Here is a 16,687-nt window from a genome sequence, read left to right as displayed (position 1 = left end):
GGCCGAATCCGACCCACAGCGGACCGGAAGGCGTGCCGAACCCGACCGACAAGCCCCGACGCGCCGCTCATTTTTCTTCTGCAGCTGCCGGACGCTGTCCAGTTGTCGCGAATTGCACGCTGACGCGGGGACGAGGAGGCGCGGGCACGTCACGAGGAGGATGGCGGTCGATCATCGCACCGGGTCTCGACCGAGATCTCGTCTCGGGAGGAAGAGGTGCCGGACCGCAGAAACGCCTCTCGGCGCGAGGCCGCTCGAAGCGGCTAAATTTGGAGCCCGGGGTTACTGCGGCCCGACCACAGATACATTACCCGCCTCGAGCCTGGTGGTCCGACGAGTTCGCGTCGTGCGAACGCCGCACGGGTCCGCGCGTGTCGGGCCCGGCCCGCCCGATGGGATGCGGCCCGGCTCTGAACTCGGACGCTCGCGGGGCGTCGCTCAGTCGAGGCTGTCGTCGCGCCACAGGTGGGCGCAGGCGACGAGGTCGACCCCGAGTTCGCTGAAGCGCAGCGCGCGGCGCGTGAGTTCGCTGGCGCGATCGGACCCGGCGGCGTCCTGGTCGTCGGCGACCGAGGTGGCTCCGGCGGCGGCGAGGCGGCAGAACGCGGCACCTCGCTCGAGCGCGATGGCGAAGTCCCCGACGAAGACACCGCGGAGGATCAGGTCGGCGAGTTCGAGGATCTCTTCCGGGCTGGCCGGGGCCGGGGCGCCCGCGACCACCGGGTCGATCGTGGTGGCGACCTCGACCCCCCGCTCGAAGAGCTGGGTGACCTCGACGGGGTTCTGCCGGATGACGGCCCGTACCAGGTAGATGCGCCAGAGAGCACCGGGCAGGCTGTGCGGGCTGGCCCGGGCCCACAACTCGGCGACCGCGTCGATGCCGTGCTGGTCGGTGAACGTGACGAGCCGGTCGAGGATCTCGGGGCTCGGGTCGTGCTTGACGCGGGCGACGAGGGCCGAGGCCGACTCGTGGGCGACGCGGTTCATCGTCGCGGGGTCGTCTCCGCCCTGGAAGGCTTCGAACTCGGACCCCGAGAACTGGGTCGGGCGGTGGAATGGTCTCGGCACCGGACCCACGATAGGCGCGACCACCGACACCGAGCCGAGCGTTCGCCCACGGCATCACGGTCGACACGACGTCGGTGCCGACTCCGCCGAGGAGGCACGGGTCGGCCTGGCGAGCAGGAGGCGCGGCATCCCGTAAAGTGGACGCGCACGGGCCTCTAGCTCAGTTGGTAGAGCATCGGACTTTTAATCCGCGGGTCGTGGGTTCGAGCCCCACGGGGCCCACCTGTATCCGTCGCAGTCCCTGCGATGCTCGACGTCGTCCGGCCTCCGAGCCCGCGTCCAGTGACTCGGCCTCCGAGCCCGCGTTCCGGTGACTTCAGAGGCCGCACCCTGCCGCCGGGGAAGGCGGGGCCGACGTCGCACCCGAATGCGGCGGCCCCACCACGAGAGACCGAACCCGAATCCTGTCCCCCGATTTCAGGTGGGTCCCACCCACCTGGCATGCGCAGAACATACGCCCTGAAGACGTCACGTGTCGGCTTTTCTGTCGAGGACGAGAGAAAGCGCCCCTCCGGTTCGGGCCGGGAGGGGCGCTCGGCCTCCTCGCGACAGGTGTCGGACAAGCCGACGGTGTCGTTACGGGGTACGCCAGGGTTACGGGACCCTGGGGAGACAGCAGTGGACGCTACGCTGACCGGAACCGGCCGGTCCCAGGTTCGCGCAATCCGGACAGTGCGCTCGCCACCCCTCGTCGGTGAGGGCCACTAGACGCCGACCGCCCGGTACCTCACACCCCAGCTGCCCGTCCACGTCTCGCCCGGGTCGAGCCACCGCAGCCCCTCCCCCGAGGCCAGTGCGTTGGCCGGTGCCGTCATCGGCTCGGCGGCCACGGCCAACCCCTTCACCCCGTCGCGGGGGAAGTTGCGGGGCGTGAACACCTGCACGTACTCGAACGACGGGTCTTGCCAGAGCTCGGTCGCCGAACCGTCGGGGGCCGTGAACGTCGTGGTGCGGATGCCGTCGGCGTCGGGCTCGACGTCGCGGTAGCCCGTGTCGAGGTCGAGGTCGCCCAGGCGCGGCCCCTGCGACAGGTCGAACTCGGTGCCGGCCACGGGTGACGTGCCGACCGGGATGCTCGCCTCGTCCGTCTCGTACCGCGTCGCCGCCGCGAGCGTGACGGTCAACGTCGCCGGATCGTGGTCGCCCACCCGGAAGAACGGGTGCGACCCGACGGCGAACGGGGCCCGGTCGGGGCCGACGTTCGTGATCGTGTGCGTGACGACCATGCCGTCGACGACGAGTTCGTGCCTCACCGTCGTGTCGAGCTGGAACGGGTACCCGTGCTGCGGGAACACCGTCGCCCCGAGCGTCACGGCGTGGGGCTCGCGCTCGACCACCCGGTAGGCCGTGTAGCGCAGCAGCCCGTGGCTGGCGTTGCCCTTGGCCGGCTCGGTGAGGTCGAGCTGCTGCTCGCGCCCGTCGAGCGTCCAGCGTCCGCCGGCGACGCGGTTCGGCCAGGGCACGAGGGTGATGCCACAGGCCGAGGGCGGCGCCTCGTCGGCGCCGAACGTCTCGGTCAGGGCGACGCCGTCGACGGCCAGCGCGCGGATGCCCGCCGCCACCTGCGTGACGACACCCGTGACGCGGTGCCCGTCGTGCTCGAGGGTGAGGTCGTACTGCTCTCCGGTCGGGTTGCTCGTCGTCATCGTTCCAGTCTCGCTCTCGGGTGTCGGTGGCGTCCGGGATCTCGCGCGGCCCCTGACGAGGGACCACGGACTCAGGGACGCGAGGAGGCCGGGTCGTGAGGAGGCGCGTCGACCTCGCCCGCGCCTCCTGCGGTCACGACGGCGAGGCCGGCCCGACGCAGCTCGGCGACGGCGGCGGCGTCGGCACCCGCCGTGACGAGCCCCTCGAAGGTGTCGAGCGGCCCGATGACGCCCAAGTGGGCCTCGCCGAGCTTGCTGCCGTCGGCCACGATGTACGACCGTCGGGCGGTCTGGGTCATGAGGCGCTTGAGATCGGTCTCAGGCAGGTTGACGTTGGTCACGCCGTGGGTCGCGTGGACGCCGGTGCAGCCGATGAACGCCAGGTCGGCCGTCACGCTCGCGAACACGCTCGTCGCCAGCGGGTTGACCAGCGAGTGCTGCAGCGGTCGCAAGGTGCCGCCCGACACGATCACCGTGAAGCGCGGCACCGCCTGCTCGAGCGCCAGCGCGATGGTGAGGCCGTTCGTCACGACCACGACCCCCTCGAGGTCGTGCCGCTCGAGCAGGGCCAGCGCGATCTGCGTGGTCGTCGTGCCGACGTCGAGCACGACGCAGTCGCCCGAGCGCACGAGCGAGGCGGCCTCGACCCCGATGGCCCTCTTGGCCTCGGTCGAGACCGAGCTCTCTTCTTCGAACGGCCGCTCGGCCGGCCGGTCGACCGACAGCGCCCCGCCGTGGACCCGCGAGAGCAGGCCCTCGGCCGCCAGACTCTCGAGGTCGGTGCGGATCGTCACCTCGGACAACCGGAACTCGCGCGCCAGCTCGGCCGTGCGCACGAACCCGCGACGCCCGACGAGGTCGGCGATGCGGTCACGACGTCGCTCGCCCGGCAGCGGTTCGGGCCTCGGCACCGGGGGCGGGATCGAGTTGCCGTTCACCCGGCCAGTTTCGTATGCTTTCACGTACTTTCGCAACTGCAAGTCGTGGTCGCGAGTGCCCCGAACTGAAGGAGGCGCGATGTCGTCCATCACGAAACGCGCGACGGTCCTGTCCGACGGTCGCGAACTCATCTACTTCGACGACGCCGACACCACGCTCACGGCCGAGCGACGCGTCGACGCCCGCACGCTCGACCCGCGTCCCGACACGGCGACCATGCGTCAGGACGTCCTCACCGGCGAGTGGGTCTCGATCGCCGCCTCACGGCAGAACCGCGTGTTCCTGCCCCCGGCCGAGCTCGACCCGCTCGCGCCGGCCAGCGAGACGAACCCGTCCGAGATCCCCGACGTCTACGACGTCGCGGTGTTCGAGAACCGCTCGCCGTCGTTCGGGCCGCTGCTCGAGAGCGACGACGCCCCCGAGGGCCTCGACGACCTGACCCGCATCGGCCTCGAACGCACCCTGCGCAGCGTCGGCCGGTGCGAGGTCGTCTGCTTCAGCCCCGAGACCCACGGGTCGTTCGCCGACCTGAGCGAGTCCCGCGCCCGCACGGTGGTCGAGGCCTGGGCCGACCGCACGGCCGCCCTGTCGGCCCTGCCCGGCATCCAGCAGGTGTTCCCGTTCGAGAACCGCGGCCAGGCCATCGGCGTCACCCTGCACCACCCGCACGGCCAGATCTACGCCTACCCCTACGTCACGCCGCGCACCACGCGGCTGCTCGACAGCATCGAGACCTACGGGCCGACCCTGTTCGCCGACCTGCTCGACCGCGAACGCTCCGGCCCGCGCGTCGTCCTCGCGGGCGAGCACTTCACGGCCTTCGTGCCGTTCGCCGCGCGCTGGCCGGTCGAGATCCACCTGCTGCCGCACCGCCACGCCCCCGACTTCGCGGCGCTGACCGACGACGAACGCGACGAGCTCGCGGTCATGTACCGGCGCCTCCTGCGTGGTGTCGACGGCCTGTACGACGACCCGACGCCCTACATCGCCGCATGGCACCAGGCCCCCGTCGGCGTCGGCCGCGACACCGTACGCCTGATGCTGCAGATCACCTCGCCTCGTCGGGCCGAGAGCAAGTTGAAGTTCCTGGCAGGCTCCGAGGCGGCGATGGGAGCCTGGGTGGGCGACCTCGTCCCCGAGGTGCAGGCCGACCGAATCCGAGAGGCGATCGAGCGATCATGACCGACACCACCACTCCCCAGGGCTTCCGCGAGGTCTTCGACACCGAGGTCGCCGGCCGCTGGTCCGCACCGGGCCGCGTGAACCTCATCGGCGAGCACACCGACTACAACGACGGGTTCGTGCTGCCCTTCGCCATCGACCGCCGCACCACCGTCACCGTCGGGCGCCGCGACGACCGCCTGCTGCGCGTGGCGTCGTCGTTCGAGGGCGGCGTGCACGAGGTGTCGCTCGACGACCTCGACCCGGCCTCGATGTCGGGTTGGTCGGCGTACGCCCTCGGCATCGCCTGGGCACTGTCGGTCGCACACGACCGCGCCGACTCACCCTCGTTCTCGGCCGCCGGCGGCGACCTCTCGACCGTCGACCTGTCGGGCGTGCCGGGCCTCGACCTGTTCGTCGAGTCCGAGGTGCCGGTCGGCGCCGGGCTCTCGTCGTCCGCCGCACTCGAGTGCTCGGTGGCCGTGGCCCTCGCCGAGCTCTGGTCGCTCGACGTCAACCGCTCGGCCCTGGCCGCCGTCGGACAACTCGCCGAGAACGAGGTCGTCGGCGCCCCGACGGGCATCATGGACCAGTCCGCGTCACTGCTCGGCAAGGCCGACTCGGGGGTGTTCCTGGACTGCCGCAGCCTCGACGCCGACGTCGTCGACCTCGGCTTCGCCACCGCCGGCCTCGAGGTGCTCGTCGTCGACACCCATGTCGAGCACGCCCACGCCACCGGCGGCTACGTCGAGCGCCGCGCGTCGTGCGAGAAGGGCGCCGCCGCCCTCGGCGTCGACTCCCTGCGCGACCTCGACGCCGACGACCTGGCTCGGGCCGAAGAACTGCTCGACGACGAGACCTTCCGTCGCGTCCGTCACGTCGTCACCGAGAACCAGCGCGTGCTCGACACCGTCCGCACGCTGCGAACCGACGGCCCGCGCGCGATCGGCCACCTGCTCGACGCCTCGCACGTGTCGATGCGCGACGACTTCGAGATCTCGGTGCCCGAGCTCGACCTCGCCGTCGCCACCGCTCAGGCCACCGGTGCCGTCGGCGCCCGCATGACGGGTGGCGGTTTCGGCGGATCGGCCATCGCGCTCGTCCCCTCCGAGGCTCGTGCCGACGTCGAGGCCGCGATCATCGCCGCCTTCGCCGAGGCCGGCCACACGGCCCCGACCGTGTTCACGGTGCACGCCGCCGAGGGCGCCCGCCGCGACGCCTGACGCCTGCCGCCTGCCGCCTGCGGCCGGGCTGCCGGGCTGCCTCACCCCGTGGCCGGCCGCGTCGGACGGAGCACCACGAGATGGGCACAGCACCAAGAGAAAGCCTGGCGTTGTGCCCATCTTCTGGCGTGGTGGGTGCAGCGGCATCACACCCCGCCACGAGATAAACACACCGCCACGTCATTGCGTGGCGGGTTGTGTACCTCGTGGCGGGATGAGGGCGCGACCCCGGCACAGCATCACGACACGGGCACAGCACCACGAGACGGGCACAGCACCAGGAGATGGGCACAGCACCAGAGGAAAACCCGGCGCTGTGCCCATCTTCTGGCGTGGTGGGTGCAGCGGCATCACACCCCGCCACGAGATAAACACGCCGCCACGTCATTGCGTGGCGGGTTGTGTACCTCGTGGCGGGATGAGGGCGCGACCCCGGCACAGCATCACGGCACGGGCACAGCACCACGAGACGGGCACAGCACCAGGAGAAAGCCTGGCGTTGTGTCCATCTTCTGGCGTGGTGGGTGCAGCGGCAGCACACCCCGCCACGAAGTAAACACACCGCCATGCGATTGCGTGGCGGCGTGTTTACTTCGTGGCGGAATGAGGGTGCGACCCCGGCACAGCACCACGGGATGGGCACAGCACCACGAGTGACGCGGGGCGTCAGGGGCGCTCGGCGGCCTCGACCACGTTCTTCAGCAGCATGGCCCGGGTCATCGGGCCGACCCCTCCCGGCACGGGCGACTGGAAGCCCGCGACCGCGGCGACCGCGGGGTCGACGTCTCCGCGGAGCTTGTACTTGCCCGTCTCCTCGTTGAGCACACGGGTGATGCCGACGTCGATCACGGCGGCCCCGGGCTTCACCCAGTCCGGCTTGACCAGCCCCGCGACTCCCGCGGCGGCCACGACGATGTCGGCCCGACGTACCTCGGCGGCCACGTCGACCGTCCGGGAGTGCGTCAGCGTCGCCGTCGCCTCGAGGCGGGTCAGCAGCAGCCCGAGCGGCCGCCCGACCGTCAGCCCCTGCCCGATGATCGTGACGTGCGTCCCCGCGATCGGGATGTCGTAGGCGTGCAGCATCTCGACGATGCCGCGCGGCGTGCACGGCAGGGGCGTGTCGATCGAGCCCTTGCCACCCGGCACCGCCAGCACGAGCTCGCCGAGGTTGACCGGGTGCAGGCCGTCGGCGTCCTTGGCCGGGTCCATCAGTTCGAGCATCGCCGTGGGGTCGATGCCGGCGGGCAACGGCAGCTGGATGATGAACGCCGTGACCGCGGGGTCGGCGTTCATCGTCTCGACGGCCCGTCGGATCTCGGCCTCGGTCGCCGTGTCGGGCAGGTCGATGCGGATGGACTCGATGCCGACCTCGGCGCAGTCACGGTGCTTGCCCGCGACGTACGACAACGAGCCGGGGTTCGCCCCGACCAGGATCGTGCCGAGCCCCGGCGCGATTCCACGGGCCTTGAGGGCGTCCACCCGGAGACGCAGGTCGTCCTTGACGGCGGCGGCCAGAGCCGCCCCGTCGATCTTCACCGCGGACGAGTCGTCACCGGCGACGAAACGGGTGCGCTGGACGCCCACCGTGCCGTGTGACGGGTCCTCGACCCCGACGCCCGCCGGAGCCCCGGCCGCGACGTCAGCGCTCACGCGTAGAGCGGGAACGCGTCGGTCAGCGCCTTGACGCGGGCCGCAAGGGCCTCGACGTCGGGCGACGGCATCAGCGTGAGCGCGATGATGTCGGCGACCTCGGCGAACTCGTCGTCCGAGAAGCCGCGGGTGGCGAGCGCCGACGTGCCGATGCGCACGCCCGAGGTGACCATCGGCGGGCGAGGGTCCCACGGCACCGAGTTGCGGTTCACCGTGATGCCGACGTCGTGCAGCAGGTTCTCGGCCTGCTTGCCGTCGACCTCGCTGGCCCGCAGGTCGACGAGCACGAGGTGCACGTCGGTGCCACCGGTCAGCACGTCCACCCCGGCGGCCTTGGCGTCGTCGGCGGTCAGACGGGCGGCAAGGGCCTGGGCGCCCCGGATGGTGCGCTCTTGGCGGTCCTTGAACTCGGGCTCGGCGGCGAGCTTGAACGCCGTCGCCTTGGCCGCGATGACGTGCATCAGCGGGCCGCCCTGCTGGCCGGGGAACACGGCCGAGTTGAGCTTCTTGAACAGCGGCTCGTGGTTCGAGAGGATCACGCCCGAGCGGGGACCCGCGAGGGTCTTGTGCACCGTCGACGAGACGACGTGCGCGTGCGGCAGCGGCGACGGGTGCAGGCCCGCGGCGACGAGGCCGGCGAAGTGCGCCATGTCGACCCAGAGGTAGGCGCCCACCTCGTCGGCGATGGCGCGGAAGGCCGCGAAGTCGAGCTGGCGGGGGTAGGCCGACCAGCCGGCGATGATGACCTTGGGCTGGTGCTCGATCGCCTGGCGACGGACGACGTCCATGTCGATCAGGTAGGTCTCGGGGTCGACCTCGTAGGCCACGGCCTTGTACATCTTGCCCGAGAAGTTGAGCTTCATGCCGTGGGTCAGGTGGCCGCCGTGCGACAGCTCGAGGCCGAGGATCGTGTCGCCGATGTCGGCGATCGCGGCGAGCACGGCAGCGTTCGCCTGGGCGCCCGAGTGGGGCTGCACGTTGGCGAACTCGGCGCCGAACAGCGACTTGGCACGCTCGATCGCGAGGTTCTCGGCGACGTCGACGAACTCGCAGCCGCCGTAGTAGCGGCGACCCGGGTAGCCCTCGGCGTACTTGTTCGTCAGCACGGAGCCCTGCGACTCGAGCACGGCGCGCGGCACGAAGTTCTCGGACGCGATCATCTCGAGGTAGTCGCGCTGGCGCCCGAGCTCTTGCTCGAGGACGGCGGCGATCTCGGGGTCGACGACCGAGAGCGGCTGGTTGAAGGTCGACGGCTGGCGGTCGGTCGACTCGGCGGACGTGGCACCGGTCTGGGCGGCGGTCTGGTCGGAGATGGTCACGGAGGACTCCTTGGCACACGGGACGGACGGAGGTCGGATGTCGTGGCCCAGGCGTACGGCCACGCACGTGTGTCAGTCGCTCCCCGATGGTGACCATCTGAACGCCAGTCGCGACCCGCTCAGCATAACAAGCCGACCCCTGACGGGGAACCCGCTCGGCGACCGTGTGACACCCTGGACGGGTGAGCCCCACCCTCGACGACACCCGCACGGGAACGGAGGCCGACCCGCGCCTCCTGACCTCGCCCGACACCCCCTGGGTGACGCTCGTCTGGGACGACCCGGTCAACCTGATGACCTACGTCACACACGTCTTCGAGACCTACTTCGGCTTCGGCCGCGCCGAGGCGAAACGCCTGATGATGCGTGTGCACACCGAGGGTCGTGCAGTCGTCGCCACGGGCAACCGCGAAGAGATGGAGCGGCACGTCGAGGCGATGCACGATTACGGCCTCTGGGCGACCCTCGCGAAGCAGGACGAGGCGTGACGCTCGTGCCGTTCGTCCGCCCGCGGGGCGGCGACGAGATCCGCGTGCGGCTCGACGCCGACGAGCGGGGCCTGCTCAGCGACCTGGTCGGTCAACTGGTGTCGCTGCTCGAGAACGGCGACGAGGGCGATCCGGCCCTGGCGCGCCTCCTGCCGGCGGCGTACCGCGACGATGCCGAGGCGGCGGCCGAGTTCCGCCGGTTCACGGCCGACGACCTGACCCGGCGCAAGCTCGAGAACGGCCGCGCAGTGCTGTCGGTGCTCGGCGAACCGGGTTCGACGCTCGACCGCGCCGCGCAGCAGTCGTGGCTGCGCACCCTGAACGACCTGCGCCTGACCCTCGGCGAGCGCCTCGGGGTCACGGGCGACGGCGTCCCCGCGGGCGACGACGGACAGCTGCAGGCGATGGGCCACGTCTTCGACTGGCTGGGCTACCTGCAGGAGGCGCTGCTGCGGTCCCTGCCCAAGGCCTGACCCGGCGCCACGCGCCCAGGGCCCAGCACAAGTGCCCCGCGGGGCGAAGGCCTAGCGGTTCTCCTTCGGGAACACGACCCAGAGCACGAGGTACACGAGCACCTGGGGCCCGGGGAGGACGATCGAGAGCACGAAGATCAGCCGCACCAGGAACGCGCTGATGCCGAAGCGGTTCGCGAGGGCGGCGCAGACTCCGGCGATGATCTTGCCGCGGCGGGGACGAGTGAGAGAGGCCATGCCCCCGAGCATGCCAGCCCCGCCTGGAGGGCGCCAGGGCCGCCGCGCGGGCCGGCGCCCGGTACGCGAGAATGGCCGGATGAGCGCTTCACTCGTGGCCAAGGGCCTGGCCGGCGGCCACGGGCACCGCACCCTCTTCGACGATCTCGACCTGACCGTCGCCCCGGGCGACGTCGTGGGCGTGGTGGGCGTGAACGGGGCCGGCAAGTCGACGTTGCTGCGCCTCCTGGCGGGGGTCGACGAGCCGCAGGCCGGCACGATCACCCTCAACCCCGGCGACGCCTTCGTCGGCTGGCTGCCGCAGGAGCACGAGCGCGTGCCCGGCGAGACGGTCGCCGACTACATCGGCCGCCGCACGGGCAGCACGCAGGCCACCGCCGAGATGGACGCCGCCGCGGCAGCCCTCGGCGACCCCGATCCGACCCCGCGCCCCGACGGGCTCGAGCCGGCCGACGTCTACTCGACCGCCCTCGACCGGTGGCTCGCCAGCGGCGCCGCCGACCTCGACGACCGTCTGCCCCAGGTGCTCGCCGACCTCGGCCTCGACCGTGACGGCGACGGAGCCGTCGGCCCCGACAGCCCCATGACCGGCCTCAGCGGGGGCCAGGCCGCCCGCGTCGGCCTCGCCGCCCTGCTGCTCAGCCGCTTCGACGTCGCACTGCTCGACGAGCCCACCAACGACCTCGACCTCGATGGCCTCGAACGACTCGAGCGCTTCGTGCAGGGGCAGCGAGGGGGCGTCGTCCTCGTCAGCCACGACCGCGAGTTCCTCGCCCGGTGCGTCACGAAGGTGCTCGAGCTCGACCTCGCGCAGTCGTCGAACCGGGTCTTCGGCGGTGGCTACGACGCCTACCTCGACGAGCGCGAGACGGCCCGCCGTCACGCCCGCGAGGCCTACGACGAGTTCGCCGAGAAGAAGGCCGACCTCGTCGGTCGTGCCCGGACGCAGCGAGAGTGGTCGAGCCAGGGCGTCCGCAACGCGATGAAGAAGGCGCCCGACAACGACAAGATCCGCCGCAAGGCCTCGGCCGAGTCGAGCGAGAAGCAGGCCCAGAAGGTCCGGCAGATGGAGAGCCGCATCGCCCGCCTCGACGAGGTCGACGAGCCCCGAAAAGAGTGGCAGCTCGAGTTCACGATCGGCGCGGCGCCCCGGTCGAGCTCGGTCGTCTCGACCCTCAGCGGGGCCGTGTTCCGCCAGGGCGACCCCGCGACGGGCGAGTTCGTGCTCGGTCCGGTGTCGCTGCAGGTGGACGGCGGCGACCGCATCGGCATCACCGGCCCGAACGGCGCCGGCAAGTCGACCCTGCTGCGCGGCCTGCTCGGCCGCCAGGCCCCGAGCGAAGGAGGCGCGAGTCGCGGAGCCAGCATCGCCGTCGGAGAGATCGACCAGGCCCGCGCGCTCCTGGCCGGCGACGTGCCGTTGGCCGACGCGTTCGAGGCGCTCGTGCCGGACTGGCCCCAGGCCGAGGTGCGGACGCTGCTCGCCAAGTTCGGGCTGAAGGCCGACCACGTGTCTCGCCCGGTCGACGAGCTCTCGCCCGGCGAGCGCACCCGCGCCGGTCTCGCCCTGCTGCAGGCCCGCGGCGTCAACGTGCTCGTGCTCGACGAACCCACGAACCACCTCGACCTCGCCGCCATCGAGCAGCTCGAGCAGGCCCTCGAGTCGTACGACGGCACGCTGCTGCTCGTCACGCACGACCGGCGCATGCTCGAGACGGTCCGGCTCGATCGGCACTGGAGGGTCGAGGGCGGCACCGTCACCGAGTCGTGAGGGCGCCGACGACGTCGTCGGTCGACGACTCCCGCGCCCCTCGACTACCGTCGTCGTCATGACCCGAACCACCCGACTGGTCGCGGTCGCCGCTGCACTCGCCCTGCTCACGGGCTGCTCGACGAACCCGACCGACCCCAGCGAGCCCACGGGCGGAGCCTCCGCGGACGGGACCTCGTCGGCCCTGCCGACCCGCGCCTCCTCGGAGCTCGCCGACTGGGCGACCGCCCTCGACGACCGCGACGACTACTCCGCCCGCTGGGTCGCCGTCGGCGACTCGATCTCGGAGGGCATGGGCGCCTCGACCGTGGACTCCCGCTGGATCGACCTGACCCTCGACGGCCTGCGCGAGCGCTACCCGACCGACGACGTGCCGGGCGGTGTCGGCTACCGGCCGGCCGCCTTCGCCGTCGCTCCCCCCGCGTCGACCTGGGCGCGCTGGGCCTCGACCAGCGAGGGGTCGGTGTCGGCCTCGTCCCGCACCGCCGACCTCGGCTACCGCGCGGTCACGCTCGGGGCCGGCGCGACCACCACGTACCCGTTCACGGGTACCGACCTCGACCTCTGGTGGTCGAGCGGACGCGGCACCTTCGACTACACCGTCGACGACGGCGAGGCGATCGAGGTCGACACCCGCGACTCCATGGCCACCAGCGGGATCACGTCGGTGACCGGACTCGACACGGGCGCGCACACCGTGACGATCCACGCCCACACGCCCGTCGACCTCGAGGGCCTGACCGCGTTCGACGGGGATCGCGACCGCGGCATCACGCTCTTCGACTCGTCCCGCTCGGGTGCCACGGCTCGCACCTTCACGGCCGATCTGCCCGGGTTCCTCGACTCGATCGCCGCGACCAAGCCCGACCTGGTCACGATCACGCTCGGTGCCAACGACGCGTTCAGCCGCACGCCGGACCAGTTCGAGGACGACTACCGCACCCTGATCGACGGCCTGCAGAGCCTCGACGACCCGCCGTCGGTCATGCTCATGGGCGAGTTCGTGCCGGGCACGAACCTCACCGAGGGGCTGGCCGGGGACGCCGACGACTACGACGCCGTCGTGCAGCGCCTCGCGGCCGAGACCGGCAGCGCCTACGTCGACCTCGCCGACGCCCTGCCCGCCGACGGGATCACCTCGCTGCTCTCGGCCGACGGGGTGCACCCGAACGACGCCGGCCAGCGCGTCATCGCCGACTACGTGCTCGGGCAGCTCAGCGTCGGCTGAGCGACCCGTCGAGTGGTCCCGAACCGTGGTTCGGCCCGCGGGCGAGGACGTTTCGGGACCACTCGACCGACGTGTCGAGTAGGACGAGGAGGCGCGGGCACGTCACGAGGACGACGCCCGCCCCGGCGGGGCTCAGTCGAAGAGGCCGTAGGCGGCGTCGAGGGTCTCGTCGGTGCTGAGCGGGGCGGCGTCGCCCGCCCCCGTCGCGGTGACGGCGATCAGGCCGTGCGGAGAGAGGATCGTGCTGGCCGAGGCCGTGATGCCCTGCTGCGTCACCGTCTGCGAGAACGCCTGGCCGCCGAACGCCCCGACGCGCGAGTCGTCGACGCTCTCGACGCCTTGGGTGCCCTCGATCTGGGAGGTCTGGGCGCTGATGTCGTCGGCGCTGAACTCCTGGCGCTGGGCGAGGACGACGATCGCCGTCACGTCGGCCGCGTCGGTGGCCTCGGTCGTCGGGGTCGCCCACTGGCAGTTCGCCTGGTCGCCCGAGAACGTGCTGTCGTCGCGCAGCTCGAGGCCGTCCACGACGCCGCCGAGCGCCGAGCCGACGTCGTCGCAGCTGGCGAGGTCGTCGAAGGTGCCCTCGTCGGACGCGGTCGACCCCGAGCCGCTCGAGCCGGCCGACGACCCGCCGGAACCGGCGTCGTCACCGCCACCCGCGCCTCCTGAGGTGCAGCCGCTGAGCAACAGGCCGAGGGCGAGCACGCCCGTGGTGGTGGCCGTCACGGCCGTTCTGCGCATGGTCGTGGCCATCGGGGGCTCCCTCGTGATCTGCCTCGGACTCCCTACGCCCGGTGCTGTCGTCACCCTAACGAGGGGCACCTCCGAGTACCCCGACGGGGCCGTCTCGACCGCCGCCGCCATCACCGCCAGCGCCACACCACCGATGTGCCGTCGAACCACACATGTGCGTGGTTCGACGGCACATCGTTGGTTCCACTCCGACCGGTGCTCGCGAGGGGAGGCGATGGCCGGGCCACGGCCCCGACGCCACCGCGCCGCGCGTCACCAGGTCGTGCGGGTGCGCTCCTGCTCGACGACGGCCTCGCGGTCGGCCAACCCGCGCAACCCGGCGAACTGCTGACCCATGCGCGGGTTGCCCGAGAGCACCGGCTCGACGCGGTCGAGGAACGCCCAGTAGCCGGCGGTCACCGGGCAGGCGTCCTCGCCGAGCCGCTTCTTCGGATCGAAGCGGCACGAGCCGCAGTGGTCGGTCATCCGGTTGATGTACGCGCCACCCGAGGTGTACGGCTTGGTCGCGACGATGCCGCCATCGGCGTGCTGCGACATGCCCACGACGTTGGCGGGCATCACCCAGGGGGTGCCGTCGACGTACATGTCGACGAACCACTGGTTGAGCGCCGCCGGGTCGACACCGCGCTGCAGGGCCCAGTTGCCGAGGATCATCAGACGCTGGATGTGGTGGTTCCAGCCGTGCCGCCGCAGCCCGTCGAGCGTGTCGCCGAGGCACTCGGCCTCGACGGCCTCGACGTCGAGCCCCGCGAAGACCTCGGGCAGGGGTTGCGTCGCCCCGAGCGCGTTGCTCGTCGTCGCGAAGTCCTCGCCGAGGTGCCAGTAGAGGTGCCAGACCCAGTCGCGCCAGCCGACGATCTGCCGGGTGAACCCCTCGACGCTGCGCAGGGGGGCGTCGCCGGCCTGGTACGACGCGACGGCCGCCTCGACGACCTCGCGCGGGTCGAGCAGGCCGAGGTTCATCGGGGCGCTGAGCAGCGAGTGCGCCATCGTCCAGTCGCCCGACAGGGTGGCGTCCTCGAACGGGCCGAAGTCGGGCAGCCGCACCTCGACGAAGTCCGCCAGGGCGGCCGTCGCCTCGGCCCGGGTCGCGGCGAACCGTCGGGGCGCGTCGTCGCCGACGAGCCGGACGACCCCCTCGCGCTCCCAGCGCTCGAGGTCGGCCCGCACCTCGGCGTCGATGTCGTCCTCGACGGGCCACTCCTGCGGAGGCAGGCCGAGCGTCGCAGCACCCTTCGGCGGCTTCTCGCGGTTGTCGTGGTCGTAGTTCCACTGGCCCCCGACGGGCTGCGGGCCCTCCATCAGCAGGCCGGTGCGCTGGCGCACGGCCCGGTACCAGTCCTCCATCAGGAGGCGCGGTGCCGGTCGACCGACGGACGCGCCGGTCGGTCGACCCGCGCCTCCCCGACGGGCGTCGTCGGCGTCCGCCGTCGCCCCTCCGGACCGGCCCGAGCCGCGACCGCCCTGGCGACCGGCGGCCCACTCGGCGAACTCGGCCTCGCTCGAGACGAAGCCACGACTCGGCAGCACCTCGGCACCGACCGACCGCACGAGGCGGCGCGCCCGGTACGAGGTGGGGTCGACGACCTGCAGGTCGTCCCGCCCCTCGAAGGCCTCGGAGTAGTGGTCGACCTGCCGGAAGTCGACGCGGTCGCCCAGTTCGGCCGCCCGGTGCCGGATGGCGGACAGGATCAGCTGCAGCTTCGCGCGATGCAGGGTGCGGCCCTGCCACGACGAACGGCTCTCGATCAGCAGCATCGGGTCGCCGTCGTCGAAGTGCGGGCCGAGCTGGTCGAGGAAGATCCACCGGGTGCGCTGCATGCCCCGACCGTAGACGCGGGCACTCAGCGGGTTGCCAGGATGTTCACCGTGACGAACGGGACGGGCACGGCGTCTCATTGACGTGCAGCCCGGGTCACGGCCCGGCAGCACGACGACCACAGCACGACCATCCGCACGATTCCCCCAGCCGAAAGAGGACCCGAGATGTCGAACACCGCCACCCCCACCCCCGCCACCACGTCGCGCGTCGACGGCGTCGCCCGCGTCGACGGTGCCTCGACCGTGTCGTCCGACGCCGCGGGCACCACGCAGATCGCCGACGGCGTCGTCGCCAAGGTCGCGGGCATCGCCGCCCGCCAGGTGCCCGGCGTCCACTCGATCGGTGGCGGCGCCTCGCGTGCCGTGGGTGCGCTGCGCAACGCCGTCGGCCAGCAGGACCACGGCCAGGGCGTCAAGGTCGAGGTCGGCGAGACCCAGGCCGCGGCCGACCTCAGCATCGTCGTCGACTACCCGTTGTCGGTGCAGAAGGTCGCGGACGACGTCCGCCAGGCCGTCGCCGACGCCATCACGCAGCTCGTCGGGCTCGAGGTCGTCGAGATCAACATCGAGGTCAGCGACATCTTCATCGCCGGCCAGGACGACGACGACAAGGGCGACAAGGCCGACGCACAGCGGGTTCAGTAGTCAGCGAGTTGACTGGTGGTCGCGGCGGTCGTCCCGACGCGATCGTCCCCCGCAGCACCGCGGGCCGCACCCCACCGAGCCGACCGGCTCGACCGCACGACCCGTGCACCATCGCCCCAGGAGGCACCCCATGGCATCACTGCTCCGACGCTTCGCCCCGCTCATCGTGGGCTTCGTCATCAAGAAGATCATGAACAAGCGCGGCGGCGGCAACGGCCAGGCCGGCGGCTACCAGCAGCCCGGTCGGCGCCGCTGACCCACCGCA

At 71.9% G+C, this 16,687-nt stretch carries 16 protein-coding genes, 1 tRNA gene and 1 riboswitch; of the genes, 9 read left to right on the top strand and 8 right to left on the bottom strand.

Going from position 1 to position 16,687, the window contains the following annotated elements:
- Positions 1 to 438 precede the first annotated feature (438 nt).
- Positions 439 to 1,068 (bottom strand): DNA-directed RNA polymerase subunit beta, encoded by a 630-nt coding sequence (locus tag IFT88_RS03510; RefSeq protein ID WP_192118907.1) that lies wholly within the window; start codon positions 1,066 to 1,068, stop codon positions 439 to 441.
- A gap of 149 nt (positions 1,069 to 1,217) precedes the next feature.
- On the opposite strand from IFT88_RS03510, the gene IFT88_RS03505 reads away from it, so the two are divergent.
- Positions 1,218 to 1,290: transfer RNA gene (locus IFT88_RS03505), tRNA-Lys, on the top strand.
- A gap of 482 nt (positions 1,291 to 1,772) precedes the next feature.
- Here IFT88_RS03505 and IFT88_RS03500 read toward each other — a convergent pair.
- Positions 1,773 to 2,714, bottom strand: coding sequence for an aldose 1-epimerase family protein (locus IFT88_RS03500; protein ID WP_043597265.1), 942 nt, complete (start codon positions 2,712 to 2,714; stop codon positions 1,773 to 1,775).
- A 71-nt stretch (positions 2,715 to 2,785) separates the two neighbouring features.
- Positions 2,786 to 3,652, bottom strand: a complete 867-nt coding sequence (locus tag IFT88_RS03495) for a DeoR/GlpR family DNA-binding transcription regulator (RefSeq protein ID WP_231567185.1) — start codon at positions 3,650 to 3,652, stop codon at positions 2,786 to 2,788.
- A 79-nt stretch (positions 3,653 to 3,731) separates the two neighbouring features.
- Here IFT88_RS03495 and galT point away from each other — a divergent pair, with 79 nt between their 5' ends.
- Both galT and galK read left to right on the top strand, forming a co-directional pair.
- Positions 3,732 to 4,835: a galactose-1-phosphate uridylyltransferase gene (gene galT, locus IFT88_RS03490; RefSeq protein ID WP_137847485.1), complete on the top strand. Its 1,104-nt coding sequence runs from the start codon at positions 3,732 to 3,734 to the stop codon at positions 4,833 to 4,835.
- Complete coding sequence (gene galK / locus IFT88_RS03485) at positions 4,832 to 6,037, top strand: galactokinase (RefSeq protein ID WP_056228742.1); 1,206 nt, start codon at positions 4,832 to 4,834, stop codon at positions 6,035 to 6,037. The genes galT and galK overlap by 4 nt, the downstream gene beginning before the upstream one ends.
- 666 nt (positions 6,038 to 6,703) lie before the next feature.
- Here the strand turns inward: galK and IFT88_RS03480 are convergent.
- Both IFT88_RS03480 and glyA read right to left on the bottom strand, forming a co-directional pair.
- Positions 6,704 to 7,621, bottom strand: a complete 918-nt coding sequence (locus IFT88_RS03480) for a bifunctional methylenetetrahydrofolate dehydrogenase/methenyltetrahydrofolate cyclohydrolase (protein ID WP_192119436.1) — start codon at positions 7,619 to 7,621, stop codon at positions 6,704 to 6,706.
- 62 nt (positions 7,622 to 7,683) lie between these two features.
- Positions 7,684 to 9,000, bottom strand: a complete 1,317-nt coding sequence (glyA, locus tag IFT88_RS03475) for a serine hydroxymethyltransferase (RefSeq protein ID WP_082060207.1) — start codon at positions 8,998 to 9,000, stop codon at positions 7,684 to 7,686.
- Between the two features lie 44 nt (positions 9,001 to 9,044).
- Positions 9,045 to 9,128: riboswitch (ZMP/ZTP riboswitch) on the bottom strand.
- Between the two features lie 60 nt (positions 9,129 to 9,188).
- Here glyA and clpS point away from each other — a divergent pair.
- Both clpS and IFT88_RS03465 read left to right on the top strand, forming a co-directional pair.
- Positions 9,189 to 9,494, top strand: a complete 306-nt coding sequence (gene clpS, locus IFT88_RS03470; RefSeq protein ID WP_082060201.1) for an ATP-dependent Clp protease adapter ClpS — start codon at positions 9,189 to 9,191, stop codon at positions 9,492 to 9,494.
- Complete coding sequence (locus IFT88_RS03465; RefSeq protein WP_052505447.1) at positions 9,491 to 9,967, top strand: DUF2017 domain-containing protein; 477 nt, start codon at positions 9,491 to 9,493, stop codon at positions 9,965 to 9,967. The genes clpS and IFT88_RS03465 overlap by 4 nt, the downstream gene beginning before the upstream one ends.
- A 51-nt stretch (positions 9,968 to 10,018) precedes the next feature.
- On the opposite strand, the gene IFT88_RS03460 is transcribed toward IFT88_RS03465, so the two are convergent.
- Positions 10,019 to 10,204 carry a PspC domain-containing protein gene (locus tag IFT88_RS03460; protein WP_056229584.1) on the bottom strand — a complete coding sequence of 62 codons (186 nt, stop codon included), beginning with the start codon at positions 10,202 to 10,204 and terminating at the stop codon, positions 10,019 to 10,021.
- 79 nt (positions 10,205 to 10,283) lie between these two features.
- Between IFT88_RS03460 and IFT88_RS03455 the strand changes: the two genes are divergently transcribed.
- Positions 10,284 to 11,975 (top strand): ABC-F family ATP-binding cassette domain-containing protein, encoded by a 1,692-nt coding sequence (locus tag IFT88_RS03455; protein WP_192118905.1) that lies wholly within the window; start codon positions 10,284 to 10,286, stop codon positions 11,973 to 11,975.
- 58 nt (positions 11,976 to 12,033) lie between these two features.
- Entirely contained in the window at positions 12,034 to 13,203 is a 1,170-nt protein-coding gene (locus tag IFT88_RS03450; protein WP_192118903.1) for an SGNH/GDSL hydrolase family protein, read from the top strand.
- Between the two features lie 132 nt (positions 13,204 to 13,335).
- On the opposite strand, the gene IFT88_RS03445 is transcribed toward IFT88_RS03450, so the two are convergent.
- Positions 13,336 to 13,956, bottom strand: a complete 621-nt coding sequence (locus IFT88_RS03445; protein WP_192118901.1) for a hypothetical protein — start codon at positions 13,954 to 13,956, stop codon at positions 13,336 to 13,338.
- 252 nt (positions 13,957 to 14,208) lie between these two features.
- Positions 14,209 to 15,777 carry a cryptochrome/photolyase family protein gene (locus tag IFT88_RS03440; RefSeq protein WP_192118899.1) on the bottom strand — a complete coding sequence of 523 codons (1,569 nt, stop codon included), beginning with the start codon at positions 15,775 to 15,777 and terminating at the stop codon, positions 14,209 to 14,211.
- A 165-nt stretch (positions 15,778 to 15,942) separates the two neighbouring features.
- Here IFT88_RS03440 and IFT88_RS03435 point away from each other — a divergent pair, with 165 nt between their 5' ends.
- Together IFT88_RS03435 and IFT88_RS17335 are read left to right on the top strand one after the other, a co-directional pair.
- Entirely contained in the window at positions 15,943 to 16,422 is a 480-nt protein-coding gene (locus tag IFT88_RS03435; RefSeq protein WP_052505448.1) for an Asp23/Gls24 family envelope stress response protein, read from the top strand.
- 130 nt (positions 16,423 to 16,552) lie between these two features.
- Entirely contained in the window at positions 16,553 to 16,678 is a 126-nt protein-coding gene (locus IFT88_RS17335; RefSeq protein ID WP_255349713.1) for a hypothetical protein, read from the top strand.
- Positions 16,679 to 16,687 lie beyond the last annotated feature (9 nt).

It is taken from the genome of Frigoribacterium sp. CFBP 8751, assembly GCF_014841545.1.
Lineage (GTDB): Bacteria > Actinomycetota > Actinomycetes > Actinomycetales > Microbacteriaceae > Frigoribacterium.
The sequence above is the reverse complement of the archived record's forward strand: the minus strand, read 5'-3'. Positions and strand labels throughout refer to the sequence as shown.

Excerpts from the sequence above, each read along its gene's own strand:
- IFT88_RS03500 (WP_043597265.1), bottom strand. The coding sequence starts at position 2,714 with ATGACGACGAGCAACCCGACCGGAGAGCAGTACGACCTCACCCTCGAG.
- galT (WP_137847485.1), top strand. The coding sequence starts at position 3,732 with ATGTCGTCCATCACGAAACGCGCGACGGTCCTGTCCGACGGTCGCGAA.
- galK (WP_056228742.1), top strand. The coding sequence starts at position 4,832 with ATGACCGACACCACCACTCCCCAGGGCTTCCGCGAGGTCTTCGACACC.
- IFT88_RS03460 (WP_056229584.1), bottom strand. The coding sequence starts at position 10,204 with ATGGCCTCTCTCACTCGTCCCCGCCGCGGCAAGATCATCGCCGGAGTC.
- IFT88_RS03455 (WP_192118905.1), top strand. The coding sequence starts at position 10,284 with ATGAGCGCTTCACTCGTGGCCAAGGGCCTGGCCGGCGGCCACGGGCAC.
- IFT88_RS03450 (WP_192118903.1), top strand. The coding sequence starts at position 12,034 with ATGACCCGAACCACCCGACTGGTCGCGGTCGCCGCTGCACTCGCCCTG.
- IFT88_RS03445 (WP_192118901.1), bottom strand. The coding sequence starts at position 13,956 with ATGGCCACGACCATGCGCAGAACGGCCGTGACGGCCACCACCACGGGC.
- IFT88_RS03440 (WP_192118899.1), bottom strand. The coding sequence starts at position 15,777 with ATGCAGCGCACCCGGTGGATCTTCCTCGACCAGCTCGGCCCGCACTTC.
- IFT88_RS03435 (WP_052505448.1), top strand. The coding sequence starts at position 15,943 with ATGTCGAACACCGCCACCCCCACCCCCGCCACCACGTCGCGCGTCGAC.
- IFT88_RS17335 (WP_255349713.1), top strand. The coding sequence starts at position 16,553 with ATGGCATCACTGCTCCGACGCTTCGCCCCGCTCATCGTGGGCTTCGTC.